The sequence below is a fragment of the Saccharopolyspora sp. 6V genome, assembly GCF_020176785.1.
In the GTDB taxonomy this organism is placed as follows: Bacteria; Actinomycetota; Actinomycetes; order Mycobacteriales; family Pseudonocardiaceae; genus Saccharopolyspora_C; species Saccharopolyspora_C gregorii.
On sequence record NZ_JAIUKB010000079.1, the window covers coordinates 41,574 to 56,422 of the forward strand.

The 14,849-nt window shown below is 74.5% G+C and carries 14 protein-coding genes; 3 read left to right on the forward strand and 11 right to left on the reverse strand.

The window, feature by feature from the left end; translation table 11 throughout:
* Window positions 1-43 precede the first annotated feature (43 nt).
* From LCD35_RS16410 to LCD35_RS16420, 3 genes are all read right to left on the reverse strand, one after another.
* Window positions 44-1,162, reverse strand: coding sequence for an LLM class flavin-dependent oxidoreductase (locus LCD35_RS16410; RefSeq protein ID WP_224966866.1), 1,119 nt, complete (start codon window positions 1,160-1,162; stop codon window positions 44-46).
* A 118-nt stretch (window positions 1,163-1,280) separates the two neighbouring features.
* On the reverse strand, window positions 1,281-2,015 hold the full coding sequence (locus LCD35_RS16415) for an ABC transporter ATP-binding protein (RefSeq protein ID WP_374108089.1): 735 nt from the start codon (window positions 2,013-2,015) through the stop codon (window positions 1,281-1,283).
* 26 nt (window positions 2,016-2,041) lie between these two features.
* Window positions 2,042-2,905, reverse strand: coding sequence for an ABC transporter permease (locus tag LCD35_RS16420; protein WP_224958873.1), 864 nt, complete (start codon window positions 2,903-2,905; stop codon window positions 2,042-2,044).
* 421 nt (window positions 2,906-3,326) lie between these two features.
* On the opposite strand from LCD35_RS16420, the gene LCD35_RS16425 reads away from it, so the two are divergent.
* Window positions 3,327-4,166, forward strand: a complete 840-nt coding sequence (locus LCD35_RS16425; protein WP_224958872.1) for a metallophosphoesterase — start codon at window positions 3,327-3,329, stop codon at window positions 4,164-4,166.
* Window positions 4,163-4,819, forward strand: a complete 657-nt coding sequence (locus LCD35_RS16430) for a 4'-phosphopantetheinyl transferase superfamily protein (protein WP_224958871.1) — start codon at window positions 4,163-4,165, stop codon at window positions 4,817-4,819. The genes LCD35_RS16425 and LCD35_RS16430 overlap by 4 nt, the downstream gene beginning before the upstream one ends.
* A gap of 84 nt (window positions 4,820-4,903) precedes the next feature.
* On the opposite strand, the gene LCD35_RS16435 is transcribed toward LCD35_RS16430, so the two are convergent.
* The 6 genes from LCD35_RS16435 to LCD35_RS16460 all read right to left on the reverse strand — a co-directional run bounded on the left by LCD35_RS16435 (window position 4,904) and on the right by LCD35_RS16460 (window position 12,050).
* Window positions 4,904-6,073 carry a lipid-transfer protein gene (locus tag LCD35_RS16435; protein WP_225044421.1) on the reverse strand — a complete coding sequence of 390 codons (1,170 nt, stop codon included), beginning with the start codon at window positions 6,071-6,073 and terminating at the stop codon, window positions 4,904-4,906.
* On the reverse strand, window positions 6,070-6,501 hold the full coding sequence (locus tag LCD35_RS16440) for a MaoC family dehydratase (protein ID WP_225044422.1): 432 nt from the start codon (window positions 6,499-6,501) through the stop codon (window positions 6,070-6,072). Before LCD35_RS16440 ends, LCD35_RS16435 begins: the two co-directional genes overlap by 4 nt.
* Window positions 6,498-7,439, reverse strand: coding sequence for a bifunctional MaoC family dehydratase N-terminal/OB-fold nucleic acid binding domain-containing protein (locus LCD35_RS16445; RefSeq protein WP_225044423.1), 942 nt, complete (start codon window positions 7,437-7,439; stop codon window positions 6,498-6,500). Before LCD35_RS16445 ends, LCD35_RS16440 begins: the two co-directional genes overlap by 4 nt.
* Window positions 7,440-7,530: 91 nt before the next feature.
* The gene (locus tag LCD35_RS16450) at window positions 7,531-8,694 is read right to left on the reverse strand and encodes an acyl-CoA dehydrogenase family protein (RefSeq protein WP_224968150.1); all 1,164 of its coding nucleotides are present in this window, start codon (window positions 8,692-8,694) and stop codon (window positions 7,531-7,533) included.
* A 9-nt stretch (window positions 8,695-8,703) separates the two neighbouring features.
* Window positions 8,704-9,792 carry an acyl-CoA dehydrogenase family protein gene (locus tag LCD35_RS16455; protein ID WP_224977831.1) on the reverse strand — a complete coding sequence of 363 codons (1,089 nt, stop codon included), beginning with the start codon at window positions 9,790-9,792 and terminating at the stop codon, window positions 8,704-8,706.
* A gap of 83 nt (window positions 9,793-9,875) precedes the next feature.
* Window positions 9,876-12,050 carry an acyl-CoA dehydrogenase gene (locus LCD35_RS16460; protein ID WP_225044424.1) on the reverse strand — a complete coding sequence of 725 codons (2,175 nt, stop codon included), beginning with the start codon at window positions 12,048-12,050 and terminating at the stop codon, window positions 9,876-9,878.
* A gap of 99 nt (window positions 12,051-12,149) precedes the next feature.
* Here LCD35_RS16460 and LCD35_RS16465 point away from each other — a divergent pair, with 99 nt between their 5' ends.
* Window positions 12,150-12,821, forward strand: a complete 672-nt coding sequence (locus LCD35_RS16465) for a class I SAM-dependent methyltransferase (RefSeq protein ID WP_224958862.1) — start codon at window positions 12,150-12,152, stop codon at window positions 12,819-12,821.
* A gap of 58 nt (window positions 12,822-12,879) precedes the next feature.
* On the opposite strand, the gene LCD35_RS16470 is transcribed toward LCD35_RS16465, so the two are convergent.
* Window positions 12,880-13,971, reverse strand: coding sequence for a prenyltransferase (locus tag LCD35_RS16470; RefSeq protein ID WP_225044425.1), 1,092 nt, complete (start codon window positions 13,969-13,971; stop codon window positions 12,880-12,882).
* On the reverse strand, window positions 13,964-14,689 hold the full coding sequence (locus tag LCD35_RS16475) for a class I SAM-dependent methyltransferase (RefSeq protein ID WP_224977828.1): 726 nt from the start codon (window positions 14,687-14,689) through the stop codon (window positions 13,964-13,966). The genes LCD35_RS16470 and LCD35_RS16475 overlap by 8 nt, the downstream gene beginning before the upstream one ends.
* Window positions 14,690-14,849 lie beyond the last annotated feature (160 nt).

Sequence of the window (14,849 nt, forward strand, 5' to 3'; positions counted from 1 at the left end):
CCCGGCATCATGCACCCCCGGGCGACCCGGCGGTCCGGCGCGCTCACGCCGGTGTCCGCTCGGCGGCGCCCGCGCGGCGCGCCACTTCTTCGCGGACGGCGGGGATGAGCTCCCGGCCGTAGTCGATGGCGTCGTCGAGCGGGTCGTAGCCGCGGATGAGCAGCGTGGTCACCCCGATGTCCACGTAGTCGGCGAGTGCCTTCGCGACGGTCTCGGCGGTGCCGACGAGCGCGGTGGAGTTCCCGGCCGCGTTGGTGGCCTGGGAGGTCGGGGTCCACAGCGCCCGGTCGTGCAGCTCGCCCTTGGCGGCCGCTGCCAGCAGGCGCTGCGAGCCGACGTTGGCGACCTCGGCGTCCTTGCCCAGCGTCTTCGGCCCGGTGAAGGAGCCGAACCCGCCGCGAGCGGCCCGGATCCGGTCCAGCACGGAGTGCGCGCGCTCCCAGGCGAGCTCCTCGGTGGCGCCGAGGATGGGCCGGAACGACACGCTGATGCCGGGCACGTCGGTGCGTCCGGCGGCCCGCGCGGCGGCGCGGACGGAGGCGATCTGCTCGGCGGTCTCGGCCAGCGGCTCGCCCCACAGCGCGAACACGTCGGCGTGCTTGCCGCCGACCCGGTAGGCCGCCGCGGAGGAACCGCCGAAGTACAGCGGGATCCGGGGCCGCTGCACGGGTTTCACCGCGGTGCTGAAGTCCTCGATCCGGTAGTTCGGCCCGTCGTGGTCGATCGGCCCATCCTCGGTCCACGCCCGCTCGAGCACCTCCAGGTACTCGTCGGTGCGCGCGTAGCGCTGCTCCTTGTCCAGGTGGTCGCCGTCGCGGCGCTGGTCGGCGTCGCTGCCGCCGGAGATGACGTGCACCGCGATCCGCCCGCCGGACAGCGCGTCCAGCGTGGCGAAGGTCCGCGCGGCCAGCGTGGGTGCCACGAATCCGGGCCGGTGCGCGATGAGCAGCCCGAGCCGGTCGGTGTGCGCGGCGACGTGCGCGGCCAGCTGGGTGCCGTCCGGGGATCCGGAGCCGTGGCCGATGAGGACCCGGTCGAAGCCGCCGTCCTCGTGGGCGCGGGCGAAGCGGCGCAGGAACGCGGGGTCCACGGCGGGGCCGCTCGCCGGGTGGATCTCGGAGACGTGCTGGGCGCCGATCATGCCGACGATTTCCACACTCATGGTCAGACACTTCCTGTCTCGGTTCCCGGGGCCCGCCGCGCGGGCGCGCGGGACCGCGCCGGCGGCCCGCGGGGCCGGGGTGGAGCGGCGGAGGAGCGCGCCGCGGGGAGGGGGTCGGTCAGTGCACGCCGAGCCACGAGAGGAGTTCGGCGCGCTGGGCGACGAACGCGGGCGCGGCCACGTCGCGCGGGCGGGGGTGCTCGACGAGCTGGTCGTGCACGATGCCGCCGCCGTCCCGCAGCAGCACCCGGGCGGCGACCAGCAGCGCCTCGTCCACGTCGTGGGTGACCAGCAGGATCGCGCAGCCGTGCCGCTGCCACAGCTCCCCCACCAGCGCCTGCACCTTGATCCGGGTGAGCGCGTCGAGCGCGGAGAACGGTTCGTCGAGCAGCAGCAGGTCCGGTTCCCGCACCAGGGCGCGGGCCAGCGACGCGCGCTGCGCCTCGCCGCCGGAGAGCACCTTCGGCCACTCGTCGACCCGGTGCCCGAGGCCCACCTCCTCCAGCGCCGCCACGGCCTTGGCCCGGTCCGGCCTGCCGCGCAGGCCGAGGACCACGTTGCGCCACACCCGCTTCCACGGCAGCAGCCGCGGCGCCTGGAAGGCGACGGCGCGCCGCTGGGCGACCCGCACTTCGCCGCTGATCTCGTGGTCGAGGTCGGCGAGGATGCGCAGCAGGGTGCTCTTGCCGCAGCCGCTGGGGCCGAGCAGGGCGACGAACTGGCCGGGTTCGATGTCCAGGTCCAGGCCGTCGAGCACGGTGCGGTCGCCGAAGCTCTTGGTGAGCCCGCGCACGGAGGCCGCCGACTCGGCGGGCGCGGGGGCCCCCGCGACGCCGGTGGGCTCGGGGGTCACCTGGTCGGTGTCGGGTGCGGATTCGGTCACGCTCCGCGGAAAGCCGGTCGCCATGCCAGCACGGTCCTTTCGAGAAGTCGGACGAGGAAGTCGGCCACCAGGCCGAGCAGGGCGTAGAGCACCAGGCACACGACGATCACGTCGGTCTGGAAGAACTCGCGGGCCATGTTCATCTCGTAGCCGATGCCGGCCGTCGCGTTGATCGTCTCGCCGAACACCAGCGCCAGCCACGCCGAGCCGAGCGAGAACCGCAGCCCCACCAGCGCGTTCGGCATCGCCGCAGGCAGGATCACGTGCCGCACCTGGGCGAACCAGCCGAGCCCGAGGGTCTTGGCCGCTTCGACCAGCCCGGCGTCCACGTTGCGGATGCCGCCGAAGATGTTCATGTACAGCGGGAAGGTCACCGCGAGCGCGATGAGCACGATCTTCGGCGTCTCCCCGATCCCGAACCAGATGATCAGCAGCGGGATGAGGCCGATCACCGGCACGGTGCGCAGCATCTGCATCGGGGCGTCGGCGATGTCCTCCCCGCGCCGGAACAGCCCGGAGAGGGTCGCGAGCACGACGGCGGCGACCAGGCCGAAGACGAGGCCGACCGCGACGCGCTGCACCGAGGCGAGCACCGCGTCCTGCAACCGGCCCTCCTGCCACATCTCCCAGGCGGTGGCGGCGACCGTGCCCGGGGAGGCGAGCGTGTCGTCGTCGAGGACACCGGTGGAGCTGAGCACCTGCCACAGCACGATCAGCCCGATCGGGCTGAAGGTCTTGACCAGCCAGCGGGGCAGCCGCTGCTCCCCCTTTGCCCGGTCGGTGCGCACCGTCGTGACGGGTATCGCGCCGGGGCCGGGGCCGGTGTCGGATCGGGCGCTCTCGGGCGCTGGCAAGGTCATCGTCACGCTCCACTGGCATGCGGGGAGGCGGCACCGGCCGGGTTCGGCGCGGTGCGGCGGAGTTCGAGGGCGCGTCGGCGTCGACGCGGTACCGGGCGCTCCGGTTCGGGAGCGGCCGTGCGGTGCGGAGGGTGCCCGGGGCCGGGCGGGAGGAAGGGCTCAGGCGCTACAGAGCGCGGAGGACACTCGGGCGAAATCCACGTATCCGCGCGTGGTGAGCGTCGACGTCCGGGCCATGCGATCACGGTAGCCACGCGCCGCGCCCGCTGTAAACCCAACCCGGTACGACAGGATTGGGCTCTCGGATCGTGGGACTCCGCCGGGCAGCCCCCCGCACCGGCGATCGGACGGGCAGGAGAACCCCTAGAAGGCCCGCGGAACGGGCGGGCGGGCCGCGCGGCTCGGATATGATCGCCGCATCATGAGCTCCGGCGAACTGCTGGCCGTCAGCGATCTGCACGTCGCGATGGCCGAGAACAAGGACATCGCGCGCGGGCTGCGGCCCCGCACCGACGAGGACTGGCTGATCGTCGCGGGCGACGTGGGCGAGCTGTCCGAGGACATCTCCTGGGCGCTGGGCATGCTCGCCGAACGGTTCGCGAAGGTCATCTGGGTTCCCGGCAACCACGAGCTGTGGACGCCGAAGCAGGACCCGCTGCAGCTGCGCGGCGAAGCCCGCTACCTGGAACTGGTGCGCCGCTGCCGCGAACTCGGCGTCGTCACGCCGGAGGACGAGTTCCCGGTGTGGACCGGGCGCGGCGGGCCGGTGACGATCGCGCCGCTGTTCGTGCTCTACGACTACACGTTCCGCCCCGCCGGGACCTCCACGAAGGAGGAGGCGCTGGCGGTCGCGCACGAGTCGGGCGTGGTGTGCAGCGACGAGTTCCTGCTGCACCCCGATCCGCACCCGACCCGCGACGACTGGTGCCGGGCCCGGCTGTCCTACAGCGAGCGCCGGCTCGCCGAGTGCGACCCGGAACTGCCGACGGTGCTGGTGAACCACTACCCGCTGGTGCGCGAACCCACCGACGTGCTCTGGTACCCGCAGTTCGCGCAGTGGTGCGGCACGGTGCACACCGCCGACTGGCACCTGCGGCACCGGGCGGCCGCGGTCGTCTACGGGCACCTGCACATCCCGCGCACCACCTGGCACGACGGCGTGCGGTTCCAGGAGGTGTCGGTGGGCTACCCGCGCGAGTGGAAGCGGCACGGGCTGCCGGACGATCCGCTGCGCCTGGTCTTCCCGGAGGAGACGTCGTGATCGAACGCCTGCTGCCCGGCGAACTCGCCTGGGAGGAGACCCGCACCGATCCGCCGGACGCCTGGCTGTTCGACGAGGAGGCGGCGGTCATCGCGCGCGCCGTGGACAAGCGGCGCCGCGAGTTCACCACCGCGCGGCACTGCGCCCGCGCCGCCCTCGCGAAGATCGGCGTGCCCGCCGCACCGCTGCTGCCCGGCGAGCGGGGCGCACCCGGCTGGCCGGACGGGGTGGTGGGCAGCATGACGCACTGCGCCGGCTACCGGGCCGCCGTCGTCGGGCTGCGGGACTCGGTGCTCACCGTCGGCATCGACGCCGAGCCGCACGACGCGCTGCCGGACGGGGTGCTCAACGCGGTGACGCTGCCGGCCGAACGGCCGCGGATCGAGGCGCTGTCCACTGCGGACCCGTCCGTGCACTGGGACCGGATCCTGTTCAGCGCCAAGGAATCCGTGTACAAGGCGTGGTTCCCGATCGCGCGGGAGTGGCTGGGGTTCGAGGACGCCGACCTCACCCTCGACCGGGACGGAACGTTCGCCGCGCGACTGCTCAAGACCGGGCCGGAGGTGGAGGGCGAGCCGCTCACGTCGTTCGCCGGGCGCTGGCTCGCCGACGACGGCCTCATCATCACCGCCATCGCCCGCCTGCCGCGCTGATCCCGCGCGCACCGCCGCCGGGTCCGGGACGCGGTGCTCACCCGCCCCACCGGGGCATCCCCGCCCGCGACGGCACGTCCCTGGTCAGGCCGCGGTGAGGACGAGACCGCTGGTGGGGACCCCGGTTCCGGCGGTGACCAGGACGTTCGGGACGTCGGTGAGCTGGTTGGCGGCGGTGCCGCGGAGCTGGCGGACCGCCTCGGCGATGCCGTTCATGCCGTGCACGTAGGCCTCGCCGAGCTGACCGCCGTGGGTGTTGATCGGCAACCGCCCGTCCAGCCCGATACCGCCGTCGGCGATGAAGTGCCGCGCCTCGCCGCGCCCGCAGAAGCCGAGTTCTTCCAGCTGCACCAGCACGAACGGCGTGAAGTGGTCGTAGAGCACCGCCGTCCGCACGTCCTGCGGCCCGAACCCGGCCTGCCGCCACAGCTGGCGAGCGACCAGTCCCAGCTCCGGGAGCGCCGCGAGCTCCTGGCGGTAGTAGCTGGTCATGGTGAACTGGTCCGGCCCGCTGCCCTGCGCCGCCGCGGCGACGACCGCAGGCGGGTGCGGCAGGTCGCGGGCCCGTTCCGCGCTGACCACGACGAGCGCGACACCGCCGTCGCTCTCCTGGCAGCAGTCCAGCAGGTGCAGCGGCTCGGTGATCCACCGGGACGCCTGGTGCTCGGCGAGGGTGATGGGCCGCCCGTGGAACCAGGCCTTCGGGTTGGTGGCCGCGTGCGCGCGGTCGACGACCGCGACCCGGCCGAAGTCCTCGCTGGTGGCGCCGTACTCGTGCAGGTAGCGGCGGGCGAACATGGCGACCTGCGCGGCCGGGGTGCCGAGTCCGACGGGATAGCTCCAGCCGTTGTCCACTCCGGACGAGGTGGGGGCGGCGGCCGCGGCGGCCTGCACCTGGCCGAACCGGTGCCCGGAGCGCTCGTTGAACGCCCGGTAGCACACCACGACGTCCGCGATCCCGGCCGAGACGGCGAGCGCGGCCTGCTGCACGGTGGCACAGGCGGCACCGCCGCCGTAGTGCACCCGGCTGAAGAACCGCAGCTCGGGCACGCCCAGTTCGCGCGCCACCGCGATCTCGGTGTTCTCGTCCATCGTGAACGTCACCAGTCCGTCCACATCGGACGGTTCGAGCCCGGCGTCGGTGACCGCGGCGCGGACCGCCTCGGCGGCCAGTCGCAGTTCGCTGCGGCCGGAGTCCTTGGAGAACTCGGTGGCGCCGATCCCGGCGATGGCGGTCCGTCCCGCGAAGCTCATGATGCCCCCTCCGGCAGCGCGACCCGGACGGTGCCGCGCAGGTGTTCGCCGAGTCCGTTGCGCCCCAGCACCTCCACCTCGAACTCGCCGTCGTCCGAGCGGGACAGCACCTGCCCGAACAGCGCCAAGGTGTCGTGCGCGTAGCAGGGTGCGCCGAGCCGCACCGACACGCCGCGCACCAGCGCCTCCGGGCCCGCCCAGTCGGTGACGTAGCGCTGCGCGAGCCCGGTGCTGGTGAGGATGTTGACGAAGATGTCCGCGGATCCCCCGGCCTGCGCCCGGTCGCGGTCGTGGTGCACGTCCTGGAAGTCGCGGGTGGCGAGCGCGCTGCTGACGATGAAGGTCGGCGTCATCTCGATCCGCACCTCCGGCAGCGACTCCCCCACCCGCACCTCCGGGGCGGTGCGCGTGCGCGGCAACGTGGTCATGCGGCACCTCCGGCCGGCCGCCAGAACGGCGTGGTGATCTCCCCTTCGGCCCGGTAGTCCACCTGGACCCGCAGGCCGATCTCGACCCGGTCCGGTTCGACGCCGTGCAGCTCGCCGAGCATCCGCACCCCTTCGTCCAGTTCCACCAGCGCGATCACCAGCGGTAGCGTCTTGCCCGGTAGCGGCGGGTGGTGGTGCACCACGTAGCTGTACACCTCACCGAGCCCGGCGGCGACCAGGTGCGTCGGCGAGGTGGCGCCGCACTCCGGGCACATCGGGCCGGGCGGGTGGCGCAGCAGGCCGCAACCGCCGCAGCGCTGGATCCGGAGCTCCCGCTCGGCGGTGCCCGCCCAGAAGTACGCGGTGTCCCGGCTGATCGCGGGCAGGATCGCCGGCGCCGGTTCCCCCTGCGGCGGCCGGAACTTCAGCACCCGGAACATCATCTCCGCGACCGGTTCCGCCCCGGAGTACCAGGTGCTGCGGGTGGTGACGAACCAGCCGTCGCCGAGGCCGGTCCGCTTGGGGCCGACCACCGATTCGAGCCGGGTGGTGACGCCGATCCGCTCGCCGTGGCGCAGGTACCGGTGGTAGGTCTGCTCGCTGTTCGTCGCGACCACCGAGGTGAAACCGCGCTCGTCCAGCGCGGTCATCATCGCGTGCAGCGGATCGTCGGTGTCGAAGTCGGGGCGCAGCCCGGGCATCGTCCACACCTGCGCCATCGCGGGCGGGGCGACGAGTCCACCGTGGACGGACGCGGTGGCCGCGGATTCGTCGGTGTAGACGGGGTTCTCGTCGCCCAGCGCCTCCACCCAGTTGTTGATCACCGGTTGGTTCACCGGGTCCCGCGCGAGCCGCGGCCCCGACTCCCCCGCCGCCCGGATCCGCTCGGCCACCGCCCGGATCTCCGCATCGGCGTCCCGCTCCACCTGCACGCCCATCACCGCTCCCTCCGCTCCAGCGCCCGTCCCCGATCCCCGCGCCCCGCCACGGCGAAGCCGGTCAGCACCGGTCGCGGCGGGCTCGTGCCGCTCACCGCGGGACCCTGGGCAATCCGAGACCGGCCGTGGCGATCAGCTCCCGCTGGACCTCGTTGACACCGCCGCCGAAGGTGAGCACCAAGTTCCGCTTGCCCTGCACGTCCAGCCAGTCCAGCAGCCGCCCGGTGCCGGGGTCGGCGGCGTCGCCGTGCCGGGCCACCACCTCCTCGAACAGCCGGCCCAGGGACTGGATGCGCTCGGAGGTGAGCACCTTCGTCGTCGAGGCGTCCGCCGCCGCCACCGGCCCGCCCGCGGCGACCTGCCAGTTCAGCAGCTCGTTCACCCGGGTGCAGGCGTGCGCGAGCGCCAGCGCGCGCCGCACGTCCGGCAGCTCCACCAGCGGGGTGCCGTCCGGGTCGCGGCGCGCGGCCGCCCAGTCCCGGACGCGCGCGGCCATCCCGTCGATGCGCCCGGCGGGCCCGAGCATGACCCGCTCGTGGTTGAGCTGGGTGGTGATCAGCTGCCAGCCGCGGTCCTGCTCCCCCACGAGCCGCGACACCGGCACCCGCACCCCGGTGAAGTAGGTGGCGTTGACGTGGTGCGCCCCGTCGCAGGTGATGATCGGCGTCCACGAGTAGCCGGGGTCGGTGGTGTCCACGATGAGGATCGAGATCCCCCGGTGCTTCGGCGCGTCCGGGTCGGTGCGGCAGGCCAGCCAGATGTGGTCGGCGTCGTGCGCGCCGGTGGTGAAGATCTTCTGGCCGTCCACCACGTAGTGGTCGCCGTCGCGCACGGCGCGGGTGCGCAGCGCGGCCAGGTCGGTGCCCGCCTCCGGTTCGGTGTAGCCGATGGCGAAGTGCAGCTCCCCGGCGAGGATCTTGGGCAGGAAGTGGGCCTTCTGCTCGGGCGTGCCGTGCGCCAGCAGCGTCGGGCCCACCGTCTGCAGCGTCACCGAGGGCAGCTGCACGTCGGCGCGCGCCGCCTCGCTGGCGAAGATGTGCTGGGCCACCGGGCCGAACCCGCGGCCGCCGTACTCCACGGGCCAGCCGACGCCGAGCCACCCGTCGCGGCCCATCCGCCGCACCACGTCGCGGAACACCGCGCCGTGCCGCTCGGTGCCGAGTTCGGCCCGCTCCTCCTCGCTGAGCAGTCCGCCGAAGTACTCTCGCAGTTCGGCGCGCAGCGCCTGCTGCTGCTCGGTGCAGTCGATGAACACGGGTGCTCCTCACCGCCGCGCGAGCCGGTCGGCGCGCGCGTCCACCGCGCTCCCGGGGCCGCCCAGCAGCCTGGTCAGGTCCTTCACCAGCGAGTGGTGCCGGTGCAACGGGTAGGTGACGTCGAGCCCGATCCCGCCGTGCAGGTGGTGGCAGGTGTGCAGCGCGGCCGGGGCCTGCTCGGTGAGCCACAGCGCGGCGACCGCCAGGTCCTCCTCGGCGGGGCGCCGCTCGTCGAGCCGCCAGCAGGCCGCGAGCACCGCGAGGTGCAGGGTGCGGGCGGCGATGTGCACGTCGGCGATCTGCCAGGCGACGGCTTGGAACGCCGCGAGCGGCCTGCCGAACTGGGTGCGGGTGCGCACGTGCTCGGTGGTGAGCGCGAGCGCACCCGCGAGGGCGCCGTCGCCGAGCGCGCAGATCCCGGCGCGGGCGCACCGCAGCAGGTCGGGCAGCGCGTCCGCGCCGCCGAGCCGTTCGCCGCGCGCCTGCGCGAAGCGCGCGGTCCACGCGGTGCCGCCGGAGGTCGAGGTGGGTTCCAGCTCGACGCCGGGCGCGTCGGGCCGCAGCAGCGCGACGGCGGTCCCACCGCCTTCGACGGTGACCGGGACCAGGATCTCGCGGGCCGCGGCGGCCGCGGGCACGTCGGTCTTGGTGCCGGTGACGACCAGCTCGGCGCCGTCCGGCCGGGCCGAGGTGCGGGGTGCGGGGGTCAGCGGCGCGGAGGGTTCGCCGAGCGCGGCGGTGAGCACCTGCCCGGATCCGACCTCGCCGAGCAGCCGGTCCTGCTGGACGGGGGTGCCGTGCCGGGCCACCGGCAGCACGCCGAACGCCGTGGTCGCCAGCGCCGGGACGGGGGCCGCGTGCCTGCCGATCTCGGCGAGCAGCACGGCGGTGGCCAGCGGGCCGAGCCCGGCGCCGCCGAGGCGTTCCGGGACGGCCAGCGAGAGCAGTCCGGCGGCGGCCAGCGCCTTCCAGGTGCGAGAACCCGTTCCGGATCCGTCGCCGTCCGGCGCGTTCCGGCTCCGATCGCGTTCGCGGACGAGGACGTCGTTCGCCAGCTCCCGCAACGGTTGATGCGTGTCGTCGAGTGCGAAATCCACATCGGCTCCCCGCGTCGCCCAGCCCGGACCATGAATGGAACTTGTTCTAGTTCTAGCCGCACGGGTGGTCCCGGCGCAAGGGTTCAGCTCCGCGGCAGGCCCAGGATCCGCTCGGCCGCGACCGTGCGCAGCACCTGCGTGGTGCCGCCTGCGATGCTCAGGCACCGGCTGAGCAGGAACTCCCGCGCCGGTCCCGCCGCCGCACCGTCGGCCGCCGCGCCCTCCGGTCCGAGCAGTTCCAACGCCGTCTCCGCGACCTGCTGGCGGTGGCGCACCCCGACCAGCTTCTCCACGCTCGCCTGCGCGCCCGGATCGCGGCCTTCCAGGCTCAGCAGCGTCGCCCGCGAACGCAGCAGCGACACCGACAGGCCCTCCGCCACCCGCGCGCCCACCCGGTCCAGCCCGGGATCGTCCGCCTCCCGCGCCACCGCCAGCAGCGCTTCCACCTCCGCGCCCAGCGCCGAACCACCGCCCATCGCGACCCGCTCGCCGGACAGCGTGGTGCGCGCCAGCCGCCAGCCCTGACCCGGTTCGCCCACCACCTGCTCGTCGGGCACGAACACGCCGTCCAGGAACACCTCGTTGAACACCGACTCGCCGGTGATCTCCCGCAGCGGGCGCACGTCGATGCCCTCGGCCGCCATGTCCACCAGGAAGTAGGTGATGCCGCGGTGCTTCGGCACGTCCGGGTCGGTGCGGGCCAGGCAGATCGCCCAGTGCGCCTCGCGGGCCATCGACGTCCACACCTTCTGCCCGTGCAGCCGCCACCCGCCGGGCACCCGTTCGGCACGGGTGCGCAGCCCGGCCAGGTCGGAGCCCGCCCCGGGTTCGCTGAACAGCTGGCACCAGGTGATCTCGCCGAGCGCGGTGGGCCGCACGAACCGCGCGCACTGCTCGGCCGTGCCGTGCCCGAGCAGCGTCGGCACCGCCCAGCCGCCGATCACCAGGTCCGGGCGGACCACCCCGGCGGCGCGCAGCTCCTCGTCGATCAGCAGCTGCAGGCCGGGGCCCGCGTCGAGGCCGTGCGGGCGCGGCCAGTGCGGCGCGAGGTAACCGGTGTCGACCAGCCGCGCCCGCTGCTCACCGGCCGGAGTCCGCGCCAGTTCCCGGGCGGTGGCGCGCACTTCCGCCCGCCGCTCCCGCACCGCCGCGCGCAGCTCGCCGACCGCGCCGAGCTCGCGGCGGGCACCACCCAGGGCGAGCTCGGCGGTGCGCCGCCGCCACGCCCCTCCCCCGCCGAGCCACTGCCGCAGGGCCACCGCGCGCCGCAGGTGCAGGTGCGCGTCGTGCTCCCAGGTGAAGCCGATGCCGCCGAGCACCTGCACGCAGTCCTTCGCGGTGTCCACCGCCGCGTCCAGCGCGATCGCCCCGGCCGCCGCGGCCGCGAGCGGGTGCTGGCCGGGGTCCTCGTCCAGCGCGCGGGCCGCGTCCCAGGCCAGCGCGGCGACCTGCTCGGCGCGGCACAGCATCTCGGCGCACAGGTGCTTGACGGCCTGGAAGCTCCCGATCACCCGGCCGAACTGCTCGCGGGTGCGGGCGTGCGCCACCGCCGTGCGCAGGCACCACCCGGCGACCCCGGAGGCCTCGGCCGCCGCGAGGGTCACCAGCACGTCGCGCACCTCCGCAGTGCCCATCCCGGGCAGCAGCGACTCCGCGCCGACCTCGACGCCGGAGAGCTCGATCCGGCCCAGCGAGCGGGAGAAGTCCAGCGCGCGGCGCGGTTCGATCCGGGCGCGGGCCGCGTCGAGCAGGAACCACGCGTCCCGCCCGTCCGGGCCGCGCGCGGCGAGCAGCAGGCGCGCGGCGTCCGGCGCGGACGGCACCGGATCGACCACGCCGGACACGAGCAGCCCGCCGCGCGGGCCCGCTTCGGCGACCAGTCCTCCGGGGCCGGCCGCGACCGCGACCGGGAGCGCACCCGCGGCCAGTTCCGGCAGCACGGCGGGGAGATCTCCACCACGGCCGAGCAGCACGCCGGCCGCGCAGGTCGAGGCGATCGGCCCGGGCGGCAGCGCCTCGGCCACCGGTTCCAGCGCCGCCGCCAGATCGGCCATCCCGCCGCCCGCGCCACCGTTGCGCTCCGGCACCGCGATGGCGAACACGCCCAACTCGGCCAACTCCGCCCAGCCGCGGCCCGGTTCCCACCGGGTTCCGGGTTCTTCGCGGGCCCGCACCTCGCCGGTGCCGTCGAGCCGGTCGGCCCACGCCCGGATCGACTCCCGCACGTCGCGCTGCAGTTCGGTGCTCGCGATCGGCATCGCGCCCTCCCACGCCGGAGACTAGGTAGAACACGTTCTACCTGATTCGGGGTGTTCCTGCGTAGGCTCGGCGGGACAGCCGGACCCGAAAGGACTCACGTGACACCGACCGCGACGACCGGAACCCCCAGCCTGCCGCCCGAACTCGCGGCCAAGGCCGAGCGGGCGATCGGCTTCATGCCCGCCGACGAAGGGCTCGCGCTGCACCGCGCCGCCCTCGACTTCCTCGGCACCGGGCTGGCCGTCGAGGTCGGGTCCTACTGCGGGAAATCGACGATCTACCTGGGCGCGGCGGCCCGCGCCACCGGCGGCCGCATCGTCACCGTCGACCACCACCGCGGCTCCGAGGAGCACCAGCCCGGCTGGGAGTACCACGACCCGCAGCTGGTGGACCCGCAGGTCGGCAAGCTCGACACGCTCGGCGTGTTCCGCCGCACGATCGCCGACGCCGGCCTGGAGGACGAGGTGGTGGCGATCGTCGGCAGCTCCCGCACCACGTCCTCGTTCTGGCGCAGCCCGCTGAACCTGGTGTTCATCGACGGCGGGCACACCGACGAGGCGGCGAACACCGACTTCGAGGGCTGGGCGCCGTGGGTCGCGCCCGGCGGGGCGCTGGTCATCCACGACGTGTTCCCCGACCCGGCCGACGGCGGGCAGGCGCCGTACCGCATCTACCGCCGCGCCCTCGACGGCGGGAACTTCCGGGAGGTCCGCCAGGTCGGCTCGCTGCGCGTGCTGGAACGCACCGCGGGCGAACCCGGCACCCTCTGACTCCGGACGAGCGGCCCACCGGTCCGGCGAGAACGGGCGGGTGGGCTGCCGGGCCCGATCAGTCGGTGACGAGCTCCGAGAGCCGCGCGGGGCAGCCGCAGGCGTTGTCCACCGGGCGGGCGCCGGTCGGCGGGCCGGGCCGGGCGGTGTGGAAGATCGCGGCGCCCGGCGTCGCGCGGCGCAGCACGTCCGCGGCCAGCACCATCGCCGCCCCCGTCCACGTGGTGCGCTCCACCGGCCACCGCTTGCGGTCGGAGTAGACCAGGCCGGTCCAGTACGAACCGTCCTCCTCGCGCAGGTGCTGCATCGAGGCCAGCGCCTGCACCGCCAGCTCCCGCCGCCCCAGCAGCTCCAGGCTCAGCACCAGCTCGCAGGTCTCCGCGCCCGTCACCCAGGGGTTGTCGTCCACGCACCGCACGCCGAGCCCGTCGACGAAGAAGTCCGACCAGCGCCGCATGATCCGGTCGTGGCCGGTGGCATCGCGCAGCGGTCCGCCCAGGACCGGGTAGTACCAGTCCATCGCGTAGCGGTCCTTCGCCGCGAACGCCTCCGGGTGGTGGCGCAGCGCGTGCGCCAGCCGCTCCAGCGCCACCTCCCAGTCCGGCTGCGCGACGCCGAGGTGCTCGGCCAGCGCCAGCGCGCACACCAGGCTGTGGTGGATGCTGGCGCTGCCCGCCAGCAGCGCCTCCCCCGCGACCTCGCCGCCGGTGCCCCGGGCCCAGGCGACCTCGCCCCTGGCCTGCTGCAGGCCCAGCACGAAGTCGATCGCCCGCCGCACCACCGGCCACATCCGCTCGGCGAACCCCTCGTCACCGGTGGTCGTGACGTGGTGCCAGACGCCGACCGCCGGGTAGGCGCAGAAGTTGCTGTCCGACGCGGCGTCCTCCACCGCGCCGTCCCGCACCTGCAGCGGCCAGGACCCGTCCGAGCGCTGCGTCGCGCGCAGCCACTCGTAGGCCCGTTCGGCCTCGGTGACCAGGCCGGCCGCCGACAGGGCCATCGCCGACTCGACGTGGTCCCACGGGTCCACGTGCCCGCCGGGGAACCACGGCACCGCGCCGGAACGCAGCTGCACCGCGGCGATGGACCGCGCGGTCGCCAGCACCTGCGGCGCGGAGACCACCCCGTCGACGGCCGGCAGGTCAGGCACTCGCGACTCCCGGTTTGTACAGGTACACCGCGAGGCTCTTGCCGAGCACCGGGTTCAGCGCGGACTCGACGGTCCGGGTCAGCCACGGCTTCTTCATCAGGTCCCACACCAGCAGCTTGTGGTACAGCTTCGGCAGCGGGTGGTCCCCGTCGTCCACGCCCACCGCGCACTTGAGCCACCAGTACGGCGAGTGCAGCGCGTGCGCGTGGTGGTGGTGCACCTCGCGCAACCCCGCCTCCCGCAACCGGCCGATCAGCTGCTCGCGCTGGTAGATGCGCACGTGCCCGCCCTCGACCTGGTGGTACTCGTCGGACAGCGCCCAGCAGATCCGCTCCGGCCACTGCCGCGGGACCGTCACCACGACGCGGCCGCCGGGCCGCACCACGCGCACCAGTTCGCGCATGGCCTTCTCGTCCTCCGGGATGTGCTCCATGATCTCGGAGGCGATGACCTGGTCGAAGTGGTCGTCCGGGAACGGCAGGCCGAGCGCGTCCCCGCTGACCGTCGTCGCCGACGCCCCTTCCGGCACCTCACCGGCGGCGGCCATCGCGCCGAACATCGTCTCCACCTCGGCCAGCGCCTCGGTGTCCTGGTCGAAGGCCACCACGTTCGCGCCGCGCCGCAGGTACTCGAAGGAGTGCCGTCCGGCACCGCACCCGAGGTCCAGCACCCGCTGCCCCGCCCGCACGCCGAGCAGGTCGAAATCCACCGTCAGCACCGCTCGCCCACCATTTCCGCCTCCGCTTCGGCATACCGTTCCGCGGGGGGGGGGGGCCCCCCCCCCCCCCGGGGGGATCTGACCCCCCCACCCCACGCGGAGGGGGACCACCCCCCCCCCGGCCCCCCGGGGGGGCGCCGCGCCCCCCCCCGCCCCCCCC

Excerpts from the sequence above, each read along its gene's own strand:
- LCD35_RS16410 (WP_224966866.1), bottom strand. The coding sequence starts at position 1,162 with ATGAGTGTGGAAATCGTCGGCATGATCGGCGCCCAGCACGTCTCCGAG.
- LCD35_RS16420 (WP_224958873.1), bottom strand. The coding sequence starts at position 2,905 with ATGACCTTGCCAGCGCCCGAGAGCGCCCGATCCGACACCGGCCCCGGC.
- LCD35_RS16425 (WP_224958872.1), top strand. The coding sequence starts at position 3,327 with ATGAGCTCCGGCGAACTGCTGGCCGTCAGCGATCTGCACGTCGCGATG.
- LCD35_RS16435 (WP_225044421.1), bottom strand. The coding sequence starts at position 6,073 with ATGAGCTTCGCGGGACGGACCGCCATCGCCGGGATCGGCGCCACCGAG.
- LCD35_RS16440 (WP_225044422.1), bottom strand. The coding sequence starts at position 6,501 with ATGACCACGTTGCCGCGCACGCGCACCGCCCCGGAGGTGCGGGTGGGG.
- LCD35_RS16445 (WP_225044423.1), bottom strand. The coding sequence starts at position 7,439 with ATGGGCGTGCAGGTGGAGCGGGACGCCGATGCGGAGATCCGGGCGGTG.
- LCD35_RS16460 (WP_225044424.1), bottom strand. The coding sequence starts at position 12,050 with ATGCCGATCGCGAGCACCGAACTGCAGCGCGACGTGCGGGAGTCGATC.